We start from the raw sequence: 24,144 nt of genomic DNA on the forward strand, positions 1-24,144 counted from the left end.
GAAAAACCCGAGCCCTTTTCGGGGGAATAACAGTGGTTTAGAGTAGGCGACTTCAACTGCTGAGGAATAACTCATGAACAACCAGTTTGCCGTCATCGGCCTGGGCCTGTTTGGCAGCGCGCTGTGCGAAGAGCTGCAACGGCAAGATGCCGAAGTACTGGCCATCGATATCGACGAGAGCAAGACCCGGCAAATCGCCGCCCTCTGCAATCACGTCATCGTGGCGGATGCCACCGACGAGGCCACCGTGGCCGAGCTGGGACTGGCCAATTTCGATATCGTCTTCGTTGCCATCGGTGACAACCTGGAGACCAGCATTCTCACCACCCTCGTCTTGAAAGAGGCAGGCGTGAAGAAGGTGTGGGTCAAGGCGCGCGACAAGTTCCACGCCAAGATCCTGCAGAAAGTGGGCGCCGACAAGGTGATCAACCCGGAGTGGGACATGGGCCGCCGGGTCGCCCAGAGCATGCTGGACAACCGGCTGTTCGACTATCTGGAGCTGGGCCACGACATGGTGCTGACCGAGTTCGTGATTGGCCTGCAACAGAACGGCCGGGAACTAGGCGACTTCCACCTGCTGCAACAGAGCGATTTCCAGCTGCTCGCCATCAAGCGTGGTGATGTGCTGCACAACGTGCTGACCGGCAAGATGGAGCTGCAACTGGGCGACATCCTGATCCTGGCGGGCAACAAGCACGCTATCGACCACTGGCTCGAAACTCTATGATCAACTGGCGCAGCAGCTACGCCTTCGCCCTCCATCGGGAGCAGGACTCTCGCTGGAGCGAAGCCCGGCTGATCCTCGGCAGCTTTCTGATCATTCTGCTGATTGGCACCATCTTTCTGGTGCAACCCTCCAGCCACAATGGCGAGGTTACCTTCGTCAACGCCCTGTTTACCGCCACCTCGGCCATCAGCGTGACAGGTCTTGGCGTGGTGGATACCGGCACCGCCTTCACCCTGCAGGGGCAGATTTTCCTGTTGATGCTGATGGAGATCGGCGGTCTGGGCCAGATGACCATGACCCTGCTGCTGATCGCCATCTTCAGCAAGCGGGTCGGTCTGCGCCAACAGGTGCTGGCCAAGGAGGCGCTGGGACAGGAGGGCTCGGTCAACATCATCCAGCTGGTCAAACGGATCGTGCTGTTCGCCTTTATTGCCCAGCTGATCGGCACCGGCATCATGGCGATCCGCTGGGTGCCCGAGATGGGGTGGGTGCACGGCCTCTATGTCAGCTTCTTCCACGCAGTATCGGCCTTCAACAACGCCGGGTTTTCGCTGTTTGCCAACAACCTGATGGACTATAGGGACGACCCCATCATCAGCCTGACCATCGCCGGTCTGCTGATCCTGGGGGGATCGGCTTTACCGTCATCGTCGATCTGGTGCGCAACCGCCGCTGGCGCAAGCTGAAGCTGCACAGCAAGCTGATGCTGCTGATGACCCCGGCGCTGCTGCTGGCCGGTACCCTGATGTTCTGGCTGCTGGAACACAACAACCCCGGCACCCTCGGCAAGGCCGGTGTCGGTGGCCAGCTGCTGGCTGCCTTCTTCCAGTCTGCCAGCGCCCGTACCGCCGGTTTCAATACCATAGATATCGGGCTGATGACCCCGGCGGCGCTGCTGTTCCTGATGATGCTGATGTTTATCGGTGCCGGTGCCACCTCCACCGGTGGTGGTATCAAAGTCACCACCTTCGCAGTCGTGCTGCTGGCGACCAAGGCATTTCTGACCAAACGACCCCATGTCACCGCTTTTGGCCGCACCCTGTCGCCCCAGATCGTGACCCGCTCGCTGGCCATCATCATCGTCAGCACCATGGTGCTGATGCTGGCGATGTTCCTGCTGATGGTGACCGAGGATCTGCCGTTCGACAAAATCATGTTCGAGACTATCTCGGCATTTGCCACCGTCGGCCTATCCACCGGCATCACCGCCTCCCTGAGCGAGCCGGGCAAGCTGATCCTGGTGCTGGTGATGATCTGCGGCCGTCTCGGCCCGCTGACCCTGGCCTTTATGCTGGCCCGCCCGGTCGAAACTCGCATCCGTTATCCGGAAGAGAACGTCTATACCGGCTGACCGGTTATGAACACGGGGCAGCCACTGGCTGCCCCGTTTTTTATTCGGCTTGTTGCTGCGCCTTGAGCCAGCGCCCCGGGCTCACCCCCAGCTCCCGCTCGAATGCCCGACCAAAGGCGACACTGCTGCTGTACCCCGCTCCCAGCGCCACCTGTACCATGGGCTCCCCCGCCAGCAGTTGCTGGCAGGCGCGCGCCATGCGCCAGCGGGTCAGATAACCAAGCGGCGCTTGACCAACCCGCTCCTGAAACCTCGCGGCAAAGCGGGCCCGCGACATGCCGGCCTCCCGCGCCAGCGTGGCCACCGTCCAGGGTTCATCCCCACGCTGATGCATCACCGAGATCGCCTTGGCCAACTGGGGATCGGAAATACCTGCCAGCATCCCCTGCTGACACACCCCTTGCTCGACCAGATGACGCAGCAGCAGGATCAACAGTACCTCCAGCAAGCGGGAGATCAGCGGCTCCTGCCCATAGCGGGGGTGAAACGCCTCGTCAAACAACCGGTTCAGCACCGGCGTCAGGGCAGGCAACTCACGTAGCGGCAGCACCAGCGAGCCCGGTAATGCCAGTTGCAACGGCGATGCGCCCCCCTTGCCGAATGCGACATTGGCGCACACCAAATCACAACCCCCCAGCGTTCTGGGTTCAAGCTTGTGGGGACGTCCCCGAGGGAACAGGATCAGGGTCGGCTCCTCGAGCAGCAAGCTGGTTCCCCCCTCTTCACGCAGCATGACGGCACCGCTGCGCAGCAGATGAAGATGTCCGCCACTCGGATAATCATCACTGGAGGAGTTCTGGCACAGGTTGCCGGCGAAGAAGATCTTGGCTTCAGGGGAGGCATGAACCAACAGGGCAGAGAGCGGATCCATATTTGAGACGAATAGTATTTATTTGCAGACGATGAGTGATAAAACGTATCACGAATGACGGCACACTGTCTCCCGTACCTTCACTACCACAGGAGAAGATCATGAGCCGTATCCAACCCGTATCCCAACCGCAACCCGCAGCCGCCCAGACCCTGACCACCCTGCAACGCAATCTGGGTATGGTGCCCAACCTCTACGCCACCCTGGCCCACTCGCCAGCCCTGCTCAATGGCTTCCTGGGCTTTGCCGAGGCGCTTGGCAAGGGGCGCCTCACTGCCCCACAACGGGAATTGCTGGCACTGGCCATAGGTCAAACCAACGCCTGTCAATACTGTTTGTCTGCCCACACACTACTGGCGGGCAAGGCCGGATTCTCGGCCCAGGAGATCCGGGCTGCCCGGCTCGGCCAGTCCTCGGCTCCCCTTGATCACGCCCTGCTGCAACTGGCAACGGCACTGGTCAGTCAGCACGGGGTGATCAGTGACGAGCAGCTTGCTAGCGCCCGTGCCGCAGGCGTAGATGACGAGCTGCTGCTGGAGGTACTCGGCCAGGTGGTGGTCAATACCCTGACCAACTATGGCAACCACCTGGCAGCGACCGAGATCGACTTCCCGCCCGTCACTCTGACCCCTTAAACAAGGAGCCCCCCATGCAGCAACATGACAAAGGCTTTCTGGTCGCCCTGGCGGGCGTGGTATTGACCCTGCTCTGGATCGGGGTCTTCAAGTTTACCCCGACAGAGGCAGCCGCCATCAAACCACTGGTAGCCAGCCACCCCTTGATGAGCTGGCTCTATGGCCCCCTGTCGGAACAGAGCGTATCGAACCTGATCGGGGTGGTCGAGATAGTGATCGCCATCGGACTGGTCGTGGGTCTATGGCAACCTCGCATCGGTTACTGGTGCAGCATGGGGGCTATCGTCACCTTCCTGGCGACGCTGAGCTTCCTGCTAACTCTGACAGGTGTCTGGAAGATGGTTGACGGCGTGCCAGTCACCGAGTTCTTCCTGTTCAAGGATCTGGTGTTTCTCGGTGTGGTTCTGCACTACCAGCACAGGATCCGTGCCAGCTTGTCCACTCAGGCAGCCTGACAACAATGCCTTTGGCGCCCGGGATGGGCGCCTTTTTTCGTTATGCCGCCCTGGGCTGGCGCTTGCTGGCCGTCTTGCGCGGTCGGGGCCCGCCAGTCGTGCTGGCCGCCGGACTCTTGCGCTTGGTAAAACGCCGCTTGCCGGCACCCGGCGCCTCCTTGGGCAGGGCGCTGAAGCTGGCGCCGGAGTCCTGCCGCGCCCCTTCAATCAGGCCGTTGAGCTGCTCGGTGAGCGGCCCCATAAACTGCTGGTAGCTGCCGTGACGCTCGGCGATCTGGCCTAGGCTCTGCTCCCACAGCGCCGTCATATCCGGCGTGGTGGCCGTCGCAGGCAGCGCCTGCACCAGCGCCCGCCCGGTCGGGGTCGCCTTGATGCTCTTGCCCTGACGCACCAGAAAGCGGCGCTTGAACAGTAGGTCGATGATACCGGCACGGGTCGCTTCTGTGCCGAGACCATCGGTGTCGCGCAGGGTCTTCCGGATCTCGGGATCCTGCACATAGCGGGCGATGCCGGTCATGGCCGCCAGCAGGGTGGCATCGGTGAACGACTTGGGCGGCTGGGTCATCTTTTCCAGCAGTTCGCCCCGCTCGCAGAGCAGTTGCTCCCCCTCTTTGAGAGCCGGCAACGTGCCCGCCTTCTCTTCATCGTCATCCTCTTCCACCCCGAGCAGCGCCTTCCAGCCTGCCTTGAGAATGCGCCGCGCCTTGGCCTGAAACAGACCACCGGCGATGCGCAGCAGCACCTTGCTGTCGTTGTATTCGAACGGGGGATAGAACTGCAGCAGATACTGGCGGGCAATCAGGCCGTAGAGCTTCGCCTCGTCGGCCCCCAGCGTGGCGGGGTTGCCCTGCTTTTCGGTGGGGATGATGGCGTGGTGGGCATCCACCTTGCTGTCGTTCCACGCCTTGCTGCGGATCTTGCCGTCTGCCTCGCTCACCGCCTTGGCCAGCGCAGGCGCTGTGGCGGCGATGGCACCGCGCACCTGTTCGGCCCGCTTGAAGTGGTCGGTCGGCAGATAGCGGCTATCGGAGCGCGGATAGGTGATGAGCTTGTGACGCTCGTAGAGGCTCTGGCAGATGTCGAGCACTCGCTTGGCATCCATGCCGAAGCGTTTGGCGGCATCGATCTGCAGGCTGGAGAGGTTGTAGGGCAGCGGCGCCGCCTGCTTGCGGGCCTGCTCCTCCACCGATGCGACCTGAGCGGGCTGGCCGTTGATCCGGCTCACCACCTTGTCGGCCAGCGCCCGATTGAGCACCCGCCCCTCCTCATCCTGCCACGGCAGGCAGGCTTCCGATGGCAGCCACTTGGCGGTGAAGCGCTCGTTGCTATCGGTCAGCAGATGGGCCAGCACCTCGTAGAAGGGTTTAGGCACGAAGGCCTCGATCTCGAGATCCCGCCGCACAACCAGCCCCAGCAGCGGGGTCTGCACCCGACCGACCGAGAGCAGCTCGCTGCAACCCGCCTTACGCCCGAGCAGGGTGTAGGCGCGGGTCATGTTGATGCCATAGAGCCAGTCGGCCCGACTGCGGGCCAGCGCCGAGACCGCCAGCGGTACGAATTCCTTGTTGTCCCTCAGCTTCTCGAGAGCGCGGCGCACCGCAGGCGGGTTGAGATCGCTGATGAGGCAGCGCTGCACCGGCTTGGTTTTCGGGTAGCCGAGAAAGTCGATCACCTCGTCCACCAGCAGTTGCCCTTCCCGGTCCGGGTCACCGGCGTTGACCACACAGTCGGCCTGTTTGATCAGCCGCTTGATGACGGTGAGCTGGGTTTTGGTCTTGGGCTTGGCCACCAGCTGCCACTGGGCGGGGATGATGGGGAGATGCTCCATCCGCCACTGCTTGAAGGCAGCGTCATAGGCATCGGGCTCGGCCTGCTCCAGCAGATGGCCGATGCACCAGGTGACCACATCCCCCTGGGCTGTTTCGATAAAACCGTCGCCCTTCTTGTGGGGCTTGGGCAGGGCATCGGCAATGGCACGGCCCAGCGTGGGCTTCTCGGCGATAAAGAGTCGCATCGGTGGCTACCTGCAATACTGTATATGTAGACAGTATACAACTGCCACCGCGAAAGCCCAACTGCCTCTACTCGTCGAACGGGTGATCGTGGATGGCGGCAAACAGCCGCGCCTGATTGAGCAGCGGCGCATAGTGGAAGGCATTTTCGCCATCTTCCGCCAGCAGGTAGTCGGTCAGCTGTTCGCGCACCGCCTCTTGCAGGGTCTCCAGCTTCCACGGCTTGGCGAGGTAGTAGTGCAACCCCCCGCGATTGACCGCTTCGACGGTGGCCTCCAGCCCCGCTTGTCCGGTCAGCAGCAATTTGCGGCTGGCGCGGGTGGTGGCACGCCGGTTCAGCTCCACCAGAAAATCGACCCCCAGGGTTCCCGGCATGATGTGGTCACAGAGGATCAGCGCCAGCTTGTTGCCGTCGCGCTCCCACTCCTCCACCACCGCTCGCGCCTCATCAACGCTCTCGGCGGCTTCCAGTTCGAAGTGGGAACGGAACGGGGCGAGATCGTGGATCACCGCATCCAGCACCTCCCGCTCATCGTCCACACACAGGATCAGATAGTGTTTGTTCATTGCTCCTCCTTGGCGACATGGTTTGGCACGCCGCGCGATTGATGCTGGCGACGGCTCAGGCCGCATGCTCCTTGTTGTGATGAGGTTCGCCCCCGTAACCGGCCTGCCCCATGCCGTCCATCGGCAGACAGACCCGCATCCGGGTGTAACGGCCAGGCTCCGAGGCCACCTCAATCCGGCCGTGGTGCTGCTGAACTATCTGCAGCGAAACGCTCAGACCAATCCCGAGGCCGAAATGGCCCTCCCGCTTGGTGGTGAAGTTGAGATCGAAGATCCGCTGCCACAGCTCGGGCTCGATGCCGCAGCCGCTATCCTCCACCTCCACCATCACCCAGCCGGGCTCCGGCAGGCCGGTGCGCACCGTCAATCTTCCCGGCTCGCTCATGGCATCCAGACTGTTGGCGATCAGGTTGGTCCATACCTGTTGCAGGGCGATGGGGTGACAGCGCACCAGCGGCAACGGCTGGTACTCCTTGCAGAGCTCATGATGCTTGAGGCGGTTTTCGAAAATCATCAGGGTATCTTCCAGCCCCTCGTGCAGGTCCACCAGCGAGGGCTCGGCCCGATCCTGCCGGGCATACTGCTTGAGGCTCTTGACCAGATCGCCAATGCGACGGGCACACACTTCGATATTGCGCAGGAAGCTGCCGGTCTGCTGGAACAGCTCCAGCCGGGAGAGCAGGGCCTCCCGCTCGTCGGCAGTGCGGCCGGCAAACCAGCGCTGCCAGTTCAGCTCGTCATCCAGATTCATCTGCACCGCCAGCCGCGCCTGCTGGCGATCGCCAAAGCGCCCCTCAGCCTGCCGGGTCTTGTCACGGATTTCGCTGGTCGAGACCGGCTGGGAGGAGAGCGCCTGACAGAGGGTCTGGTTGCCCAGCCCCTTGATGGTTGCTGGCAGCTCGAGATTGACCAGATCGGGGATGGCGGCGCGCAGGGTCTCGCTGCCACGGATAATGGCCGCCACCGGGTTGTTCAGCTCGTGGGCGACACCGGCCACCAGTTGACCCAGCATCGCCATTTTTTCGCTCTCCACCAGCTGGGCGTGAGCGGCGTCGAGGGAGTTGAGGGTCTGTTGCAGCCGCATCTCGGTGCGGATGCTGTTTTGCAGGCGACGGTTGAAGTGGCGCAGCAGCAGGTTGGTAAAGGAGGGGAGCAGTTCGCTGCGCGCCTGCATCACCCGGGAGAATTGCAGCTTGTCGAGCTTGATCACCTCGGCGCCGGTCAGGGTCACGCCGGTGGTGAAGGCGGGTTCGCCGGTGACGAAGGACATGCCCCCCACCAGCGAGCCGGTACGGTAGTGCACCACCTCCTGATCGATCCCCTGCTCGTCCCGCTTGCGCAGCACCACCTCCCCCTTGGCAATAAACCAGAGAAAGCTGTTGGGCTCCCCCTCGCGGGTCAGCACATGGCCCGGGCTGTAGTGGCGGCAGACCCGCTCCTCGTCATTACCCTCGAAAAACTGGTAGAGACCGTCGATCACCACCCGCGACAGCTCTTCATCGCTGCAGTGGGTGTAATCCATAAAGCCCTGCCGATAGGCAGCCAACTGGCGATCGACGTGGGCTCGCAGCAGCTTCTGGTTGTCGAGCACGGCGGCATAGTTCAGCAGGTCCGCCTCGGGACGCTGCAATACAAAGTGGCTCGCCTGCTCGATCACCGCCCGGCGCAGGCTGCCATCGCGCCAGGGGCGTTGCAGGTAGTAGTCGAGGCGACCGAGATTGACCGCCTCGATGATCGATTTCATCTCCGGCTGGCTGCCCAGCAGGATCTTGCGGCACGCCTCGTGACGGCTGCCGAGGCGGATCAGAAAATCGGCCCCTCGCCCATCCCCCAGCTCGCTGTCACACACCACCACGGCGGGTGGCTGCCCCTTGCGATCCAGCTCGTCCAAGGCCAGCTCCGCCGACCCCTGACCGACCACCACCACCAGCGCGAAATGGCCGAGCAGCGGAGCCAACTCCTGTTCGAATTCGGCCAGCAGTTGCACATTGGCGGCGACACACAGCAGTGAGAAAGGGCTCATCAGCGACACTCCGTTGAGGCTCACTGCTCACTATATCAGCGAATCTTGTGGGGTTTTGCGAGGGGGCTAACAGCTGTCGCGGAAAGTGCACAAATAGATAAAACAGAAAACAACTGAATTTAATTCGATAAATGCGTCAATAACAAAACAAAAGACAAAATGTGACAACAATAAAAAATATAAACCATGATGGAGGTCAACGCCTTATCCCTGTCATTACTACTACTATTGGACTAGTACTATGTAGGTAATTATTGACCGTAGGAAAACGCCGCCATGATTGGAAAACTGATAAGAAAAACCTGGTTCTGGCTCCTGCTGCTCGGGGCCCTGCTGGGTGTCGCGGCACTGGGTGTCACCGTGACCGTGCTGCACAAGACCAGCTCCACCGAATTCTGCGTCTCCTGCCACTCCATGCAGACTCCGCTCGCCGAGTATCAGGGAAGTGTCCACTTCCAGAACACCAAGGGGATCCGCGCCGAGTGCGCCGACTGCCACATCCCGGGCGACCCCACCTCCTACCTGTGGACCAAGATCCGCGCCGTGAAGGATATCTATCACGAGGCGATCGGCACGCTGGATACCCCGGAAAAGTATGAAGCCCACAAGCTGCGGATGGCCCAGTCCGTCTGGGACGAGCTGAAAGCCAACGACTCCGCCACCTGCCGCAGCTGCCACAGCTACGAGGCGATGGACATTCTGGCCCAGCGCCCCAATGCCCGTGCCGAGCACCCGGTCGCCATCAAGGAAGGCCAGACCTGTATCGACTGCCACCGCGGTGTCGCCCACATCATGCCTGACATGAGCGGTCTGGCTGCCGCCGGTGCCAGCGAGCTGGCGCAGGCTGCGGCCCAGACCCCGGCCAATGTCACCACCCGCTACGCCATCGCCACCACCCCGCTGTTCCTTGATGCTGCAGCCAAGACCGACGAAGGTACCCTGATACCCTCCACCAAGGTGGAAGTGCTGACCAACGAAAACGGCCGCGCCAAGGTGCAGATCGAAGGCTGGCAACAGGATGGTGTGAGCGAAGTATTCTACGCCGCACCGGGCAAACGGATCCTCAGCGTACTGGTCGGCGATGCCGCCAAGAAAGCGCTGGTCACCGGCCAGAGCGAAACCGACAGCGCCACCAACCTCACCTGGCATCAGGTCAAGCTGACCGCCTGGGTCGACCAGAGCCAGCTCATCGGCGATCAGGGCAAGCTGTGGCAATACGCCTCCACCCTGATGTCCAACAACTGTACCGGCTGCCACGGCCTCACCGCGCTGGATCACTTCAATGCCAACCAGTGGATCGGCGTCATCAAGGGGATGGAATCTCGCACCTCCCTGACCCCGGAACAGGCTCGCATGTTGACCCAGTATGTCCAGAAACACGCCAGTGACATGAGCGCGGCCCACTAAGGCTGGCACAGAGGAAAACCGTTATGACTTTTTTCAATGACAAGAAGACCAATCTGTCCCGCCGCAACCTGCTCAAGGGGCTCGGCGCCTGCGCAGCCCTACCCCTGCTCGGCGGCATTTTTCCCAAGAGTGCGCTGGCACAAGCCATCAGCACCGCATTGAGCCAGTTCCCGACTCTGGTGCCCGCCCAGAAGGGCATTCTGACCGGCGCCCACTGGGGTGCCTTCGAGGCGATCGTCGAAGATGGCCGCATGGTGCGCGTCCAGCCGGTAGCCGATGATCCGGCGCCGAACGATCTCATCGACATGGCGCCGTTCCAGGTGCACGCCAAGAACCGCATCAAATACCCCATGGTACGCAAGAGCTGGCTGGAGCACGGCCCGGGCGCCAAGCCGGAGCTGCGCGGTGCCGACCAGTGGGTGCGAGTGAGCTGGGACAAGGCGATCGAACTGGTAGCCGGTGAAATCCAGCGAGTGCAGAGTGACTTTGGCCCGCAGGCGATCCACGCCGGTTCCTATGGCTGGAAAAGCGTCGGCATGTTCCACAACAGCCGTACCCTGCTGCACCGCCTGATGAACCTCTCCGGCGGTTTCACCGGTTATGCCGGTGACTACTCCACCGGCGCGGCCCAGGTGATCATGTCCCACGTGATGGGCTCCATCGAGGTGTACGAACAGCAGACCGCCTGGCCCAACGTGGTGGAGAACGCCGAACTGGTGGTGCTGTGGGGGGTCAACGCTCAAGTGACCCTGAAGAACAGCTGGAACATGCCGGATCACGAAGGTCAGGCCGGTTTCATGGCGCTGAAGGAGAAAGGCACCCGCGTCATCAGCATCGATCCCATCTACAACGAGACCGCCAAGCTGGTCGGCGCCGAGTGGATTGCGCCGAACGCTTACACCGACGTGGCCATGATGCTGGGTGTGGCCCACACCCTCTACAGCGAGAAGAAGCACGATCAGGCTTTCCTCGATCGCTACACCGTCGGTTTCGACAAGTTCCTGAACTACCTGCTCGGCAAGGATGACGGCCAACCAAAGAGCGCCGAATGGGCGAGCACCGTCTGCGGCGTCGATGCCAAGGTGATCCGCCAGCTGGCTCTCGACATGGCCGCCAAGCGCACCATGATCATGGCCGGTTGGGGCATGCAGCGTCAGCAGCACGGCGAACAGCCGAACTGGATGCTGGTCACGCTGGCCTCCATGCTGGGCCAGATCGGCCTGCCGGGCGGCGGCTACGGCTTCAGCTACCACTACTCCTCCGGTGGCAGCCCCACCGCCAAGGGCGGCATTCTGGCGGGTATCTCCGCCGGCAACGCACCGAAGAACAGCCCGGCACCGATCCCGGTGGCCCGCATTGCCGACTGTCTCGCCAACCCGGGCAAGACCATCGACTTCAACGGCCGCAAGGTGACCTATCCGGACATCAAGCTGGTCTACGTGGCGGGCGGCAACCCCTTCCACCACCATCAGGACACCAACAACTTGCTGCAGGCGTGGCGCAAGCCGCAGACCGTGATCGTTCACGAGCCTTACTGGACCGCCACCGCCAAGCACGCCGATATCGTGCTGCCGGTCACCACCAGCTACGAGCGTAACGATCTGGAGATGGGGGGTGACTACTCCCAGCGCTATGTGTTCCCGATGCACCAGTGCGTGCCCCCCCAGCACGAGTCCCGCAACGACTTCGACATCTTCAGCGCCATCGCCGCCAAGCTGGGCGTGCAGGAGCAGTACACCGAAGGCAAAGACGAGATGCTGTGGCTCAAGCAGATGTACGACGGCATGGCGGCGCAGGCCCGCGGTGCCCGCGTGGCGCTGCCGCCGTTCAACATGTTCTGGGAGTCCAACAACTACATCCGCTTCCCGATCCCCGAGGCCAACCGCCAGTGGATCCGTCACGCCGATTTTCGCGAGAACCCGCTGCTCAACCCGCTCGGTACCCCGTCCGGCAAGATCGAGATCTTCTCCAACACGGTGGCGGGGATGGGTTACGCCGACTGCGCCGGCCATCCCAAGTGGTATGAGCCCAAGGAGTGGGTGAAAAGCGAGGTGGCGGCGCGCTATCCGCTGTCCCTCAACACCTCCCACCCGACCCAGCGACTGCACTCCCAGCTCGACAACACCCCGCTGCGGGACAAGTTCGCCATCGCCGACCGCGAGGCGATCATGCTCCATCCGCTGGATGCCAAGGCTCGTGGTATCGCCCAGGGGGATCTGGTGCGCGCCTTCAACGAGCGCGGCCAGATTTTGGTGGGCGCCCTGCTCTCCGAGGATGTGCGCCAAGGGGTGGTGCGGATCTGCGAAGGGGCCTGGTATGACCCGGCCAAGCCGGGTGAAGCGGGCAGCATCTGCAAGAACGGCAACGTCAACTGCCTCACCTTCGACGAAGGCTCGTCCAGTCTGGCGCAGGGCAACTGCGGCCACATGGCCCAGCTGCAGATCGAGAAGTACACAGGCCCTGTGCTGGCCAACACCGCCCACGCGGTACCGGCCAACGGCTAAGGCGATTGCCACCCAATAAAAACGGCGCCATCAAGGCGCCGTTTCTTTATCTGTCTGCCAAAGCGCAGGCATGGTCGGGACGGGTTTAGAACTCCCCCTCCTCCATATACTCCTGCGCGCACTCAACTAGCTGCGGCCACAGCTCTTCCGGCACCCAGGCGTCCGGGTCATCTTCGTCCCCGTCGTACTGGCTCCAGAAATAGCGGCGCAGGCCGGAGGCAAACTCGTCGCTGATCTCGGCCAGCTCCGAGAGCGGCCCCAACCAGGCGATGCGACGCAGGCCGGAGGCGAGATCGTTGATGGCATCCATCAGGGTGCGATCGTCGAAGCTCTGCTCCACCAGCAGGGTGAAGCGCTCGCGCGCCTGCTCGGTCTGCTCCTCGTCCAACTCGCCCACATCGGCCAGCAAGTCGACAAAATCTTCCAGCAGGAACGCGATCAGGCCATCCCTGTCTTCAAACCACTGGATCTGGGCGCCCTTGACCCCCAGCACAGAGGCATCAAACGAATCTTCAAGGTGACACAGTGCCCACGGATCGTCGGTCATGCTTCTCTTCCTCAGGCTAAAACAAATGCCATATGTTATGCCTAGCTCTCGACTCTTGCCACCTTGGGCAACGAGAGGGAGGCGGCCAGACCGCCCAGTTCGGCGCGGCCCATGATGAAACTGCCCCGATAGGCTTCCGCCAGACCGGAGACGATGTTGAGACCCAGGCCCGAGCCCGGCACCTTCTCGTCGAGCCGCACCCCGCGCAGTACCGCCTTGGCGATCTGATCCTCGCTCATACCGGGGCCGTCATCCTCGATGCGCAAGGTGATCCAGCCTCCCAGCTCGGCGCTGGAGATGCGCAGCTCGCTGGCGGACCACTTGAAGGCGTTCTCCAGCAGGTTGCCCACCATCTCGTCGAAATCCTGCTCTTCCACCCCGACCGCCAGATTGGCGGGCACCTGCAGATCCACCGTTTTGCCCGGATAGAGGCGGGAGAAGGCGCGGCAGATGTACTCCACCCGCGCCCGCACCGGGGTCGAGACCCCGAGGATCTTGGCAGCACCGGTCACCCGTGCCTTGCCGAGGTGGTAGTCGATATGGCGCTGGATCTGGTCGAGCTGCTCGCCGATGGCGGTCTGATCCTCCGGCGGCAACTGGGCCACCTGATTGCGCATGATGCTGAGCGGCGTCTTGAGGGCGTGGGCCAGATTGCCGGTGTGGGATCGCGCCCGCTGCAGCAGCTCGCCGTAGTGGTGCAGCAGCCGGTTGATATCCTCAACCAGCGGCTGGATCTCCAGCGGATAGCGCAACCGGAACCCCTCCTGATGACCCTCGTGAACCCGCCCCAGTTCGCGGCGCAGCAAGTGCAGCGGCCGCAAGCCGTAGACGATCTGGAACATGAAGCCGAGTACCAGACCGGCGGCGGCAAAGCCGAGGCCGAGGAACAGGCTGATCCGAGTCTTGTTGAGGGTTTGGGTCAGGGCGCTGCTGTCCTTGGCCATCACCAGAGTGAACACCCGATCCGAACCGGGCAGCAGCACGGTGCGGGTCATGATCAGCAGCGGCTCCTTGTTGGGCCCCTTGCCGACGAAGAGGTCGGGATCGCCAAAGGCGGACTTGAGGCCATCGCTCTTCAGGTTGGTATCCCACAGGGAACGGGAGCGCCCCACCACATCGCGGCCCAGCTCCAGCTGCCAGTAGTAGCCGGAGTAGGGTTGATTGAAGCGGGGGTCGGAGAGGGAGCCGGTGACCACCGGCAGGCCGGTTTTGGCCACTTCCAGCCGGGAGAGCAGATCATAGAGCTGCAGGCGCAGACCGTCGGCCTCCGCCTCCTGCCAGTAGTTGCGCATCATGGTCTGCAGGCTGAAACCGGTGGCGAACAGAAACAGCCCGCACCAGACCAGCGCGATGGCGACCAGTCGCCCCCGCAGGGTTCTGACCAGCCTCATTCGTTGATCCGGTACCCGAGGCCGCGCACTGTCTCAATCAGATCGGGGTTGGTTTTCTTGCGGATCCGGCCGATGAACACCTCCACGGTATTGGAGTCGCGGTCAAAATCCTGAGCGTAGATGTGGTCGATCAGCTCGCTGCGTGATACCACCTTGCCCCTGTGCTGCATCAGGTAACCGAGCACCCGGAACTCGTGGGCAGTCAGCTTGATGGGAGTCCCTTCGTACCACACCTGCGACGCCGCCATGTCAAGCCGCACCCCGCCAATCTCCAGAATGGAGCTGGCGTTGCCTGCCGCCCGGCGCACCAGCGCATGGACCCGCGCCACCAGCTCGGCCACCTGGAACGGCTTGGTCAGGTAGTCATCGGCACCGGCGTTGAGCCCTTCGATCTTCTCGTGCAGCTGACCACGGGCGGTCAGCACCAGCACAGGGGTATCGATCCCCTTGCTGCGCCACTCTTTCAGCACGCTCAGGCCATCGCGCCCCGGCAGGCCGAGGTCGAGAATGATGGCATCGTATGGTTCGGTCTCGCCGAGAAAACCGGCCTCGTTGCCATCGTGGCAGAGGTCGGTGACAAAGCCGGAGAGGCGCAGCTGTTCGGCCAGCTGACCAGCCAGAATTTTTTCGTCTTCAACAATCAGAATTCGCATGAACAGGCTTCCACACAGGGGTTATTCATCATCCTCGACCGGGGGCTTTGGCGGTTCGAACAACCGCTCCAGATGGTGGCCCTTGGCCCACACCAGCTCAAGGTTGTCGGCCCGATAGGCTACCTTGATCACGCTGTTTTCCCGATCGATGACTCGCAGTTCATAGAGCCAGATACCATCCTCTTCCCCCAGATCCACCCGCAACACCCGCACCGGCAATCTGGCCGCCACCTCCATCATTTCATGGAAGGGCCGAACCCGTCCCTCATGGACAGCTTGCTGCAGCATGGCTTCATCAGGCGTGACCGCCTGTGCCAGCAACGGCAGCAATAACCCAAGCAGAGGGAGCGCTCTATTCATGGATGATTCATCTCCAAAAACCTAACATAATGGCGTTTATAGTCTGCCAGCCATGAATCCGGAATGAATATGATCCCGCGCAGTTTCCTGCTGATCCTTTGCCTGTTGAGTGCCACAAGCTGGGCGGCCCAGAGCCGTCTCGACATGGCCGGGCTGGTCAAACTCCTGCTGGCGCAAGGGTATCACGACATTCGGGAAGTGGAGCTGGAAGGGGACAAATTCGAGGTCAAAACCCTCAATCGCCGGGATCAGAAGGTGCATCTCATCGTCGATGCCTACACTGGCGAGATCAAACAACAAGAGGCCGATTAGGCCTCTTTTGCATTCCAGCGTCCCCGCATGGGGCGCAGCAGTTTCTCCCGCCTCGGCCAGAGCAGGGCGCAGGCCAGCAGCAGGTAGATGAGGGGCTCACCCCAACCGCTCTTGAGCGACCACCAATAGTGCACCGGCACCAGCAGGGCGATGGCATAGACCCAGTTGTGCAGCTTCTGCCATGCGGCGCCCATGCGGCGCTGCAATGCGGGCAGCGAAGTGATGCTGAGGGCGGCCAGCAGCAGCAATGCCACCATCCCCACCACGATATAGCTGCGCTTGACCAGCTCGCCGCCAATCAGACCCCAGTCAAACTGCAGATCCAGCCCCAGCCACGCCATGAAGTGGAGCAGCGCCCAGACAAAACACCAGAGCCCGAGGGGGCGGCGCAGCTTGATGAGCTGCCCCTGCCGCCAACGCTTGGCCAGCGGCGAGACCAGCAGGGTGAGCAGCAGCAGATTGAGCGCTCCCTTGCCGAGGTAGTGGATAAGCTCGGGCACCGGATCCCCCCCCAGCAGGCCTGCCGGGATGGCAAAAACCAGCCAGAGCAGGAAGCCGAGGGAGCACAGATGCACCAGCGCCCGCAAGCCGCGGATATGGGCCGGTTTCAATCTCAGTACCATTGGCGCAGATCCATCCCCTGATAGAGCGAGGCAACTTCGTCACCATAGCCGTTGAACATCAGGGTCGGCTGACGCTTGGCGCCAAACACTCCGCCCTCGCCAATAAAGCGCTCGCTGGCCTGACTCCAGCGCGGGTGATCCACCTGCGGGTTGACGTTGGCGTAGAAGCCATATTCGTTGGGCGCCAGCAGGTTCCAGGTGGTCGGCGGCATCTCCTCCACCAGCCGGATCGAGACGATGCTCTTGATGCTCTTGAAGCCGTACTTCCACGGCACCACCAACCGGATCGGCGCGCCATTCTGGGCGGGCAGGGTCTTGCCGTAGAGCCCCATCGCAAGGAAAGAGAGAGGGTGCATCGCCTCGTCGATACGCAACCCCTCCACATAGGGATACTCGATGCCACCCCCCAGACTGGAGGCCTGCCCCGGCAGCTGTTTCGGATCAAACAGGGTTTCGAAGGCAACAAACTTGGCGCGACTGGTGGGCTCGGCACGGCGGATGATCTCCGCCAGCGAGATGCCATTCCAGGGCAGCACCATGGACCAGGCTTCGACACAGCGCAGTCGGTAGATCCGCTCCTCCAGCTCGCTCTTGTTGATGAGGTCCCACACATCGAGGGTAAAGGGCTTGGCCACCTCCCCCTCCACCTTGAGGGTCCAGGGTTCGGGCTTGAGGTAATGACCGTTGCGAGCCGGGTCGGACTTGTCGGTGCCCAGCTCATAGAAGTTGTTGTAACTGGTGGCCTTCTCTTCCGGTGTCAGCACCAGATTGGTCGGGCGCTCGGCAGGCTTGCTGTTGAGCGGTTTGGTGGCTAACTGGGGAGCATCCTCTTTACCGCGCAGCAGATCGAGTACACCGGCCTGAGTGGGAAACGCCAGGGTGGCTGCGCCCAGACCCAGCCCTTTGAGAATAAGGCGGCGGTCCTGATAAACGGCTTCCGGGGTGACATCCTGTTCGGTGAGGGGGTGGGCGGTACGACGCTTGATCAACATGAAAAACTCCCGGGGCTGAGTGAGGCGGTATGGATAAGACCCGCCCCGGCAGATTTTTATTTCACACAAATTTACATCATGTGGTGCAGGGGCAGTGCCTTGGCCATGGTGCCGACCAGAAACAGGACTACGAACACCAGCAGGGGAACGATCACATTTGGCGCCATCAGACTCACTCCATGAGCAGGACAGGGCCTCTAACTATGGCCGACTGTCAGGCCGGTCACCAATGAATTTTTTTCGCGAGCGCAAGCGTATTCCTGAGTTGAAAAGGGTGATGAAGATCACACACAATTCCGCCCCCGCTTGCCGCCCCGATTGCCGGGGGTAGGCTGCCCATTTTGCGAAGCCAACTGAAGAGTCGCCCCATGAGCCCACTGATCGCCATCGCCATCACCACTGGAATTCTCTCCGCCGTCTGGGGCTGGATTGCCGTCGCGTTCGGCCTTATCTCCTGGGTCGGCTTTCTCGGCTGCACCAGCTATTTCGCGTCAAGCGGTGGCTACAAGGCGCTGCTGCAGACCATCTTCTGCAACACCAGCGGCATGCTGTGGGCACTGCTGCTGATCCATGGCGACAGTCTGTGGGGAGCGGGTGTGGCGGGTTATGTGATGACGGGGGTGGTCGCCACCCTGATGTGCGTACAGGCCAAGCAGCAGTGGCTCGGCTACATTCCCGGCACCTTTGCCGGTTGCTGTGCCACCTTCGGGGCGGCTGGCGAGTGGCGGCTGATCCTGCCCTCCCTCATCATTGGCGCCTTGTTCGGTTACCTGATGAAGGCGAGCGGCCTCTGGCTCTCCCATAAAACCCAGAAAGCTGACGCCGCTCCGGCTGTGGTTGATCCCGCCTGATTTATCCCTTCGATTTGAAGTTTGCTGCTTCAATACCGTGCCGATTCAATAACTTGTAGAAATCGGTACGGTTTCTTCCCGCCATGTTGGCCGCCAGGGTCACGTTGCCCTCGGTGGTGCGCAGCAAACGGATCAGATACTCCTTCTCGAATTCGGCCCGCGCCTCGTTGAACGAGGGGATGCCGCCGCCACCGCCGCTCAGGGCGGACTCCACCATGGATACTCCGATCACCGGGCTGCAACAGAGGCTGGCGAGCTGCTCCACCACGTTGCAGAGCTGGCGCACGTTGCCGGGCCAGGCAGCGGCCGCCAGCATCGCCAGCGACTCGGGCGAAAAACCCATGGCGGCGCAGTCGCTGTGGCGGCTACGGTAATCATCGAGCGCCTGTCGGGCCAGCAGGGGGATATCCTCGCTGCGGGCACTGAGAGACGGCAAGGTGATATTGGCAACGTTGAGACGGTAGAAGAGATCTTCCCGAAAGCGCCCTTCCTCCATCGCCTTGACCAGATCCTGATGGCTGGAGCTGAGCACCCGCACCTCCGGCGTGCCCTGACCATACTCCTCCATCACCTGCAGCAGCTTGGCCTGCAGGGATTCGGAGAGGCTGCCAATCTCGTCGAGAAACAGGGTCGCCCCCTTGGCCTGCTCGAACAGCCCTGACTGGCCATCTTCACCAAACAGCTGCAGGTCGAGTGACGCCCACGGAATGGCGGCACAGTTGATGGTATGGAGCGGCTTGTCGCGCCGCTGGCTGGCCTGGTGCAGCGCCTGCGCCATCGCACCCTTGCCGGAGCCTGACGGCCCCATGATCAGCACCGGCACCTCCATGGTGGCAATGCTATGGGCCTGGATCAGCAGCTGTTCCAGCTGGGGATTGCGGGTCAGGATCAGCGACTGCCACTCCTGCTGCTGTTTCGGCCGGGTCAGACTCAGCGCATGTTCGATGGTGGCGAACAGCTCATCCTTGTTGATGGGTTTGGTCAGGAAGCTGAATACGCCGGATCGGGTCGCCTGAATGGCATCCGGGATGGTGCCGTGGGCGGTCATGATGATCACCGGCAACCCCAGCCACTGGGCCTGGATCCGCTCGAACAGCGCCAGACCGTCCATGCCAGCCATCCGCAGATCGCTCAGCACCAGATCGGCCCGTTGCTGACGCAACCGGTCGAGGGCCCCTTCCGCACTGTCGGCGGTATCCACTTCATAACCCTGACTGCGCAGCCGCATACTCATCAGTTTGAGCAAGCTGACGTCGTCATCCACCAACAGGATCCGGCTCATGGTATTACCTCACGATTCTCGTTCAGCTTGCGCTGGTTGAGCTGGTCGTCGATAGCGGTCAGCTGCTCGATCTGGCGGCGCAGCCGCTGGATCTCCTGACTCTGGTCCTCGCGACGGCTGTCGCGGGCCAGCAGCTGCTCGCCGAGGGCGATCCAGCTACGTAAAAAGGCCTGCGCATCGAGACCCAGTTCGGGCAGCATCTGCTTCAGGCGCGCCAGACCGGCGGTGCGATTGGCCACCGATTCGGCGGGGTGGGAGTCCACCATGGCCAGACTGACCCGACTCTCCAGATCGTCAGCCCCTTTCAGACGCTGACGCTCCTGCACCCGTTGCTGGGGGTGACTGGCCAGCAGCCAGTCGGAGTATTGCAGACGCACCTGCATCTCCTTGTTGGCAAACTCCATCCGCTTGGCAAAAGCGATATCGGAGGACTCCCGCTGTGCCTGTTGCGGCAGCAAGGAGCAACCCGCGAGCAGCCCTGCCATCAGAGCTGGAAATACGCGTTGTATCTTCATAGTCCTCATTTCAACGTCAACCTGAAACAGACATCCGCCTGTTCATCCTCTACCAGAACCAGTTCCCCCCCCAGGCTGTTGGCAGACTCGCGGGCGATGGAGAGGCCCATGCCCGAGCCTTTCAAGAGACCTTGCCGCACTGTGCTGCCCTGCTCGAAGGGTTCAAAAATGCGTTGCTGATCGGCCACGGGGATCTTGGGCCCCTCGTTGGCCACTTCCAGCCAGCTTATCTGTTCATTCTGCCCTGCCCTGATCCAGATATTGCCCCCGCTGGCGCCGTAACTGACGGCGTTGGAGAAGAGGTTATCGAGGATCAGCCGTAGCCGGTAGGGCTCCGCCCACAGGGTAACCGGCACGGTCGGCAAGTGTACACGGATCTGCTTGGACTCCAATGCCAGCCGGTACTCTGCAGAAAGTTCCGACAACATCGGCAGCAGGGGGACGGGCTCCAGTTCGAAGGCCTCCTGCTGACTGAGTCGATTGAAGTCGAGCAGCCGCTCGATCAGGGTCTGCAAACGCCGACTGTTCTCGTCGAGCATCTGGCAGATCTCCAGCTGATCCGGCGTCAAAGGCCCGACCAGCTGCTCGCAGAGCAGGTCCGTCCCCTCCCGCAGCACCGCCAGCGGGGTCTTGAGCTCGTGAGAAACATGACGCAGGAACTGGTATTTCTGCAGCTCCAGCTCCTTGAGTTTGTCGTGCAGCCAGACGATCCGCTCCCCCAGCAATACCAGCTCGGCAGGGCCGTCAACCGGCTTGGGATCGGGTTCGACCCCGGCCCCCAGACTCAAGATGCGCGACTCAATCTGTCGTACCGGGTGGATGATGAGGTAGGTGAAGATAAAGACCATCAGCAGGCTGAGCGCCGCCACCGCTCCGCTCACCCACCAGAGCTCGCTGGTCAGTCCGGCGATGGTGAGCTGCACCCGATCCATGTGTTCGTCAACCCGGCTGCGGGTGACTATTTCGAGCTGCTTGTTGGCATCGTTGAACTGCTCGAGCTTGTCCCCCGCTACCGCCGCCCGGGCCAGCGCGGCATCCTGCAGGCTATCGAGCCAGGCCAGCCCCTGATCGAGCCCGCTGTAGAGCTGGCCGTCGGTGATGGAGTTGCGGTGTTCCGCCAGCAACACCCGATAACCATCGAGTTGCTGCTGGTAGCTGGTGAGACTGCGGCGATCCCCCAGCACCGCGAAGCGGCGCAAGGTACGTTCGATATCGATGGCTTGCGCCGTCAGCAGGGTGGCGCGGCGGGTATCCTTGACCGCCCGCTCCATCTCGTCGCTGGTGAGCTGACTGAGGTGGGCAAGGGAGGTGCTGTTGTGCCAGATCATGCCGCCCAGCGGCATCAACACCAGCACAAATCCCATCAATACTACCTGCAGCAGGGAGCGTGGGCGAACCTTGGTCATCATCTCTTCTCTTGCATTCTCACCGGTGCGCCAGCATAGCCGCACCGCCCCAAAAAACAAAACCGGCCAACAGGCCGGTTTGTATTATCTGGATTGTGGTGATTCACGCCAACGCGACAGAGGCCAGACAGATAATCATGATCATCGCCAGCGCGCCCGAGGCGGTCAACAGCGCCCATTTCAGCTCCACACTCATGCAAACCTCCTTTCTGCCAATCAGTGCCGGATCACAATAGATAAGACAATGTTAAGCCATAGTTAATCCGATAACCGTGAGCTGCGTATACATTTCAGATGAGCCCAACCCCGGGAAGGTGAGCATGTTCTATCTGTGTAGCATTGGTTCCAATATTGACCCGCATATCCATGTCAGCCGGGTGCTGGCCGAGCTGCTTGCGAACGTCGGCCCCCTGCGGCTGAGTTCGGTGATCCGCACCAAGCCGGTGGGAATGCACTCCAGCCACGACTTTCTCAACTGCCTGCTGGTAGTGGAGAGCCCGCTCGATGCCGCCCGCCTCAAGCAGCACTTTGTCGCCCTCGAGGTGGCTCACGGCCGGGATCGCAGCGATCCGCTCTGCAAGGTGCACGACCGGCCGCTCGACATCGATATTCTGGCCAGCAACAGGAGCGGTGACTTTGCCTCGGCAGAGGTCGATTCCTATCTGGCGGAGCTGCTGGCCGAGTTCTACGGCCATGGCGAGGTGCATGACCCCAAGGTGGCGCTGCAAGTGACGCTCCCCGCCCCGTCGGGCAAGCTTAAACCCGGCAAAGGCTTGCTGACCCGGCAGGTCGGGCTGGAGCCGCTGGTGCTTGGCAAATCTTCAGAGAGTGGCCAGCGCGCGCCCGCCATCTACCTTGATGCTGGCCCCCGTCATATAACTGTTCCCCATCAGTAACTGCACCGCCTGCCAGATGGGCTCCAGTCCCCCCTCCCGCGCCAGCGGCGTTTTCGCCAACACCTGCTGGCGCCACGCCTCGTCATGCTCGTCGAGAAACAGAATGGGGCCCGGCTCTATGGTGTTGACCCGAACCGCTGGCGCCAGCTCCCGGGCAAAGCTCATGGCCAGCGAATGGGCCCCTGCCTTGGTGGCCACATAGCTGGCAAAACGGGGGGCCGGGGCATGGATATAGATATCGGTGATGTGAATGATGCTGGCGTTGGGATTGCTGGCCAGTCGGGGGGCCAGCGCCCGGTTTAGCTGGAAGGGGGCCGCCATGTGCACCCGGTAGAACTGCTCGAACTGGGCCAGTTGCGCCGCCGGATCAGTTGCCTGCGGCTCGAAGGCCGAAGCGTTGTGGATCACTAGCGCCAGATCCTGATGGGCAGCCAGCACATCGATCAGCTTGCCAACGTCATCTTCCCGGCCAAAATCCGCCGGCACCAGTTCGACCCCCAATGCAGCCAACGTGGCCAGCTCCGGCCGCTCTCTGCGATAACTGCCCGTCACCTGCCAACCCGCTGCCACCAGCTGTTCACAGAGATAAAATCCGAGTCGACGGCCGCAGCCCGTAACCAATGCACGCATACGATCTCCTTTCCCTTTCATGGTCTTGCATGAACGAAGCCCGCCTGCCAGCGGATCACCGCCGATGGCTGGTGCCTATCAATCCCTGCGGCACAAGCCATTGGTCGCGAGCTACCCGCCCGCGTCATAGTGGCGGCATCCCCCTCTTGCGGAGTCACCACCATGCTGAAAGTACACCACCACATGGGTCGCCTGACCCACACCCTCACTGCCGGACTCGGCCTGGCCGAGGCGCTGGATCGCCTGCATCAATCGGGTCTTGGCGGCCTGCCAGTGCTGGATGAGCAGAAACGGCTGATCGGCTTTCTTTCCGAACAAGATTGCATCCCCAGCCTGCTCACCGGCAGCTACCACTGCGATACCCGCACCCGGGTGGAGGATCTGATGAACCGCTCGCCCCTCTCGGTCGGGCCGGATGAGAGCATTCTGGATCTGGCTCGCCAGATGGCCGATGCCAAGCCCAAGATCTACCCGGTGCTGCAACAGGGCAAGGTGATCGGCATCATCAGCCGCCGTCAGGTGATGCAGGCCCTCAACCAGCAGATGAAGGTGTGCCAGCAGACCTAAATCTGGTAACGCCCCTTGTCACCGATATCGAAGTGCAGGGGCATCCGCCACTTGGCCAGCGCCAGCAAGGTCAACAGGGCCCCGCAGACCAGCGCCACCAGTGCGGCGGCCCACTCCACCCGCAACCACTCCAGCAGCCATAACGCCGGCAGCAATACGGGCACCAGCTTGATGCCGGGAATGGCGAAACAAAACTGCTCCTTGAACGCCAGCCCGGAGAGGGTCGCCAACGCAGCCCCCAGCACCAGCGCATCCGGCGCCCCCACCGCAGCCAGGGCCAACGCGCCCCACCCAAATCCCTGCAGAATCAGGCGAATCCGCTTGTCGTAGATATGCAGCGAGAAGCCGCAGATTGCGCTTGCCACTGCCAGAGACATCAACCATTGTGCCGACGGAAGCAATGCCATCCCGCTCAGCAGCGCCGCACCGCGGCAAAGCAGCAACAGGGCAGCCGCACTCAAGCCAAGGCGGTAGAGCGAGACGGTCAACTTGTCGATCCCGTCCAGCGGGCTCTCGATTTCAGGATTTGCCATAAACAGTCGCTTCTAACGGATCAGGTGCCATCCA

At 62.1% G+C, this 24,144-nt stretch carries 25 protein-coding genes and 1 pseudogene; 10 read left to right on the top strand and 16 right to left on the bottom strand.

From position 1 onward, the window contains the following. Nucleotides 1–73: 73 nt before the first annotated feature. Nucleotides 74–727, top strand: coding sequence for a potassium channel family protein (locus ACTG2G_RS09525; RefSeq protein WP_005339863.1), 654 nt, complete (start codon nucleotides 74–76; stop codon nucleotides 725–727). Beyond that, a pseudogene (locus tag ACTG2G_RS09530) lies at nucleotides 724–2,078 on the top strand (TrkH family potassium uptake protein). Before ACTG2G_RS09525 ends, ACTG2G_RS09530 begins: the two are co-directional and overlap by 4 nt. Nucleotides 2,079–2,118: 40 nt before the next feature. Here the strand turns inward: ACTG2G_RS09530 and ACTG2G_RS09535 are convergent. After that, on the bottom strand, nucleotides 2,119–2,949 hold the full coding sequence (locus ACTG2G_RS09535) for an AraC family transcriptional regulator (RefSeq protein WP_421386826.1): 831 nt from the start codon (nucleotides 2,947–2,949) through the stop codon (nucleotides 2,119–2,121). Between the two features lie 101 nt (nucleotides 2,950–3,050). On the opposite strand from ACTG2G_RS09535, the gene ACTG2G_RS09540 reads away from it, so the two are divergent. Both ACTG2G_RS09540 and ACTG2G_RS09545 read left to right on the top strand, forming a co-directional pair. Next, entirely contained in the window at nucleotides 3,051–3,584 is a 534-nt protein-coding gene (locus tag ACTG2G_RS09540) for a carboxymuconolactone decarboxylase family protein (RefSeq protein WP_421386824.1), read from the top strand. A gap of 14 nt (nucleotides 3,585–3,598) precedes the next feature. Beyond that, complete coding sequence (locus ACTG2G_RS09545) at nucleotides 3,599–4,039, top strand: DUF417 family protein (RefSeq protein WP_005357613.1); 441 nt, start codon at nucleotides 3,599–3,601, stop codon at nucleotides 4,037–4,039. Nucleotides 4,040–4,079: 40 nt separating this feature from the next. On the opposite strand, the gene ACTG2G_RS09550 is transcribed toward ACTG2G_RS09545, so the two are convergent. From ACTG2G_RS09550 to ACTG2G_RS09560, 3 genes are all read right to left on the bottom strand, one after another. Beyond that, nucleotides 4,080–6,053 (bottom strand): DNA topoisomerase III, encoded by a 1,974-nt coding sequence (locus ACTG2G_RS09550; protein ID WP_439985387.1) that lies wholly within the window; start codon nucleotides 6,051–6,053, stop codon nucleotides 4,080–4,082. A 67-nt stretch (nucleotides 6,054–6,120) separates the two neighbouring features. Continuing rightward, complete coding sequence (locus ACTG2G_RS09555; protein ID WP_042054822.1) at nucleotides 6,121–6,618, bottom strand: response regulator; 498 nt, start codon at nucleotides 6,616–6,618, stop codon at nucleotides 6,121–6,123. Nucleotides 6,619–6,673: 55 nt separating this feature from the next. Continuing rightward, on the bottom strand, nucleotides 6,674–8,641 hold the full coding sequence (locus ACTG2G_RS09560; RefSeq protein ID WP_421386821.1) for an ATP-binding protein: 1,968 nt from the start codon (nucleotides 8,639–8,641) through the stop codon (nucleotides 6,674–6,676). A gap of 276 nt (nucleotides 8,642–8,917) precedes the next feature. Here ACTG2G_RS09560 and ACTG2G_RS09565 point away from each other — a divergent pair, with 276 nt between their 5' ends. After that, nucleotides 8,918–10,048, top strand: coding sequence for a NapC/NirT family cytochrome c (locus tag ACTG2G_RS09565; RefSeq protein ID WP_421386820.1), 1,131 nt, complete (start codon nucleotides 8,918–8,920; stop codon nucleotides 10,046–10,048). 23 nt (nucleotides 10,049–10,071) lie between these two features. Continuing rightward, the gene (gene torA / locus ACTG2G_RS09570) at nucleotides 10,072–12,552 is read left to right on the top strand and encodes a trimethylamine-N-oxide reductase TorA (RefSeq protein ID WP_439985388.1); all 2,481 of its coding nucleotides are present in this window, start codon (nucleotides 10,072–10,074) and stop codon (nucleotides 12,550–12,552) included. Between the two features lie 85 nt (nucleotides 12,553–12,637). Here torA and ACTG2G_RS09575 read toward each other — a convergent pair whose 3' ends face one another. Genes ACTG2G_RS09575 through ACTG2G_RS09590 form a run of 4 tightly spaced genes read right to left on the bottom strand, consistent with a single transcriptional unit; the run spans nucleotide 12,638 to nucleotide 15,503 of the window. Beyond that, nucleotides 12,638–13,099 (bottom strand): hypothetical protein, encoded by a 462-nt coding sequence (locus ACTG2G_RS09575; protein ID WP_439985389.1) that lies wholly within the window; start codon nucleotides 13,097–13,099, stop codon nucleotides 12,638–12,640. Between the two features lie 41 nt (nucleotides 13,100–13,140). After that, the gene (locus ACTG2G_RS09580; protein ID WP_439985390.1) at nucleotides 13,141–14,490 is read right to left on the bottom strand and encodes a sensor histidine kinase; all 1,350 of its coding nucleotides are present in this window, start codon (nucleotides 14,488–14,490) and stop codon (nucleotides 13,141–13,143) included. Continuing rightward, nucleotides 14,487–15,143 carry a response regulator transcription factor gene (locus tag ACTG2G_RS09585; RefSeq protein ID WP_005339826.1) on the bottom strand — a complete coding sequence of 219 codons (657 nt, stop codon included), beginning with the start codon at nucleotides 15,141–15,143 and terminating at the stop codon, nucleotides 14,487–14,489. The genes ACTG2G_RS09580 and ACTG2G_RS09585 overlap by 4 nt, the downstream gene beginning before the upstream one ends. 21 nt (nucleotides 15,144–15,164) lie before the next feature. Further along, nucleotides 15,165–15,503, bottom strand: coding sequence for a PepSY domain-containing protein (locus ACTG2G_RS09590; protein ID WP_005339825.1), 339 nt, complete (start codon nucleotides 15,501–15,503; stop codon nucleotides 15,165–15,167). 63 nt (nucleotides 15,504–15,566) lie between these two features. On the opposite strand from ACTG2G_RS09590, the gene ACTG2G_RS09595 reads away from it, so the two are divergent. After that, nucleotides 15,567–15,815 carry a PepSY domain-containing protein gene (locus tag ACTG2G_RS09595; protein ID WP_128834747.1) on the top strand — a complete coding sequence of 83 codons (249 nt, stop codon included), beginning with the start codon at nucleotides 15,567–15,569 and terminating at the stop codon, nucleotides 15,813–15,815. Here ACTG2G_RS09595 and msrQ read toward each other — a convergent pair. Together msrQ and msrP are read right to left on the bottom strand one after the other, a co-directional pair. After that, complete coding sequence (gene msrQ, locus ACTG2G_RS09600; RefSeq protein WP_439985391.1) at nucleotides 15,812–16,438, bottom strand: protein-methionine-sulfoxide reductase heme-binding subunit MsrQ; 627 nt, start codon at nucleotides 16,436–16,438, stop codon at nucleotides 15,812–15,814. The genes ACTG2G_RS09595 and msrQ overlap by 4 nt on opposite strands. Continuing rightward, a complete protein-coding gene (gene msrP / locus ACTG2G_RS09605; protein WP_107683261.1) occupies nucleotides 16,429–17,430 on the bottom strand; it encodes a protein-methionine-sulfoxide reductase catalytic subunit MsrP in 1,002 nt (333 codons plus the stop codon). Before msrP ends, msrQ begins: the two co-directional genes overlap by 10 nt. Before the next feature lie 368 nt (nucleotides 17,431–17,798). Here msrP and ACTG2G_RS09610 point away from each other — a divergent pair, with 368 nt between their 5' ends. After that, nucleotides 17,799–18,281 carry a DUF1097 domain-containing protein gene (locus tag ACTG2G_RS09610; protein WP_005339809.1) on the top strand — a complete coding sequence of 161 codons (483 nt, stop codon included), beginning with the start codon at nucleotides 17,799–17,801 and terminating at the stop codon, nucleotides 18,279–18,281. Nucleotide 18,282: 1 nt separating this feature from the next. Here the strand turns inward: ACTG2G_RS09610 and ACTG2G_RS09615 are convergent, their stop codons facing one another. The 4 genes from ACTG2G_RS09615 to cydH all read right to left on the bottom strand — a co-directional run bounded on the left by ACTG2G_RS09615 (nucleotide 18,283) and on the right by cydH (nucleotide 21,680). Then, nucleotides 18,283–19,563, bottom strand: coding sequence for a sigma 54-interacting transcriptional regulator (locus ACTG2G_RS09615; RefSeq protein ID WP_005339807.1), 1,281 nt, complete (start codon nucleotides 19,561–19,563; stop codon nucleotides 18,283–18,285). Then, nucleotides 19,560–20,087, bottom strand: a complete 528-nt coding sequence (locus ACTG2G_RS09620) for a hypothetical protein (RefSeq protein WP_409010897.1) — start codon at nucleotides 20,085–20,087, stop codon at nucleotides 19,560–19,562. The genes ACTG2G_RS09615 and ACTG2G_RS09620 overlap by 4 nt, the downstream gene beginning before the upstream one ends. Beyond that, the gene (locus ACTG2G_RS09625; RefSeq protein ID WP_042657344.1) at nucleotides 20,084–21,484 is read right to left on the bottom strand and encodes a sensor histidine kinase; all 1,401 of its coding nucleotides are present in this window, start codon (nucleotides 21,482–21,484) and stop codon (nucleotides 20,084–20,086) included. The genes ACTG2G_RS09620 and ACTG2G_RS09625 overlap by 4 nt, the downstream gene beginning before the upstream one ends. A gap of 103 nt (nucleotides 21,485–21,587) precedes the next feature. Next, a complete protein-coding gene (gene cydH / locus ACTG2G_RS09630) occupies nucleotides 21,588–21,680 on the bottom strand; it encodes a cytochrome bd-I oxidase subunit CydH (RefSeq protein ID WP_005339800.1) in 93 nt (30 codons plus the stop codon). A gap of 124 nt (nucleotides 21,681–21,804) precedes the next feature. On the opposite strand from cydH, the gene ACTG2G_RS09635 reads away from it, so the two are divergent. Continuing rightward, nucleotides 21,805–22,380, top strand: a complete 576-nt coding sequence (locus ACTG2G_RS09635; protein ID WP_421386814.1) for a 2-amino-4-hydroxy-6-hydroxymethyldihydropteridine diphosphokinase — start codon at nucleotides 21,805–21,807, stop codon at nucleotides 22,378–22,380. Here ACTG2G_RS09635 and ACTG2G_RS09640 read toward each other — a convergent pair. Then, nucleotides 22,306–23,010, bottom strand: a complete 705-nt coding sequence (locus ACTG2G_RS09640; protein WP_266135208.1) for an SDR family oxidoreductase — start codon at nucleotides 23,008–23,010, stop codon at nucleotides 22,306–22,308. The genes ACTG2G_RS09635 and ACTG2G_RS09640 overlap by 75 nt on opposite strands. A gap of 162 nt (nucleotides 23,011–23,172) precedes the next feature. Between ACTG2G_RS09640 and ACTG2G_RS09645 the strand changes: the two genes are divergently transcribed. Continuing rightward, nucleotides 23,173–23,577, top strand: a complete 405-nt coding sequence (locus ACTG2G_RS09645; protein WP_021231463.1) for a CBS domain-containing protein — start codon at nucleotides 23,173–23,175, stop codon at nucleotides 23,575–23,577. Here ACTG2G_RS09645 and ACTG2G_RS09650 read toward each other — a convergent pair. Continuing rightward, complete coding sequence (locus ACTG2G_RS09650; protein ID WP_005357578.1) at nucleotides 23,574–24,110, bottom strand: DUF2301 domain-containing membrane protein; 537 nt, start codon at nucleotides 24,108–24,110, stop codon at nucleotides 23,574–23,576. The genes ACTG2G_RS09645 and ACTG2G_RS09650 overlap by 4 nt on opposite strands. Nucleotides 24,111–24,144 lie beyond the last annotated feature (34 nt).

It is taken from the genome of Aeromonas sp. 55A (assembly GCF_051919665.1).
Classification (GTDB): domain Bacteria; phylum Pseudomonadota; class Gammaproteobacteria; order Enterobacterales; family Aeromonadaceae; genus Aeromonas; species Aeromonas veronii.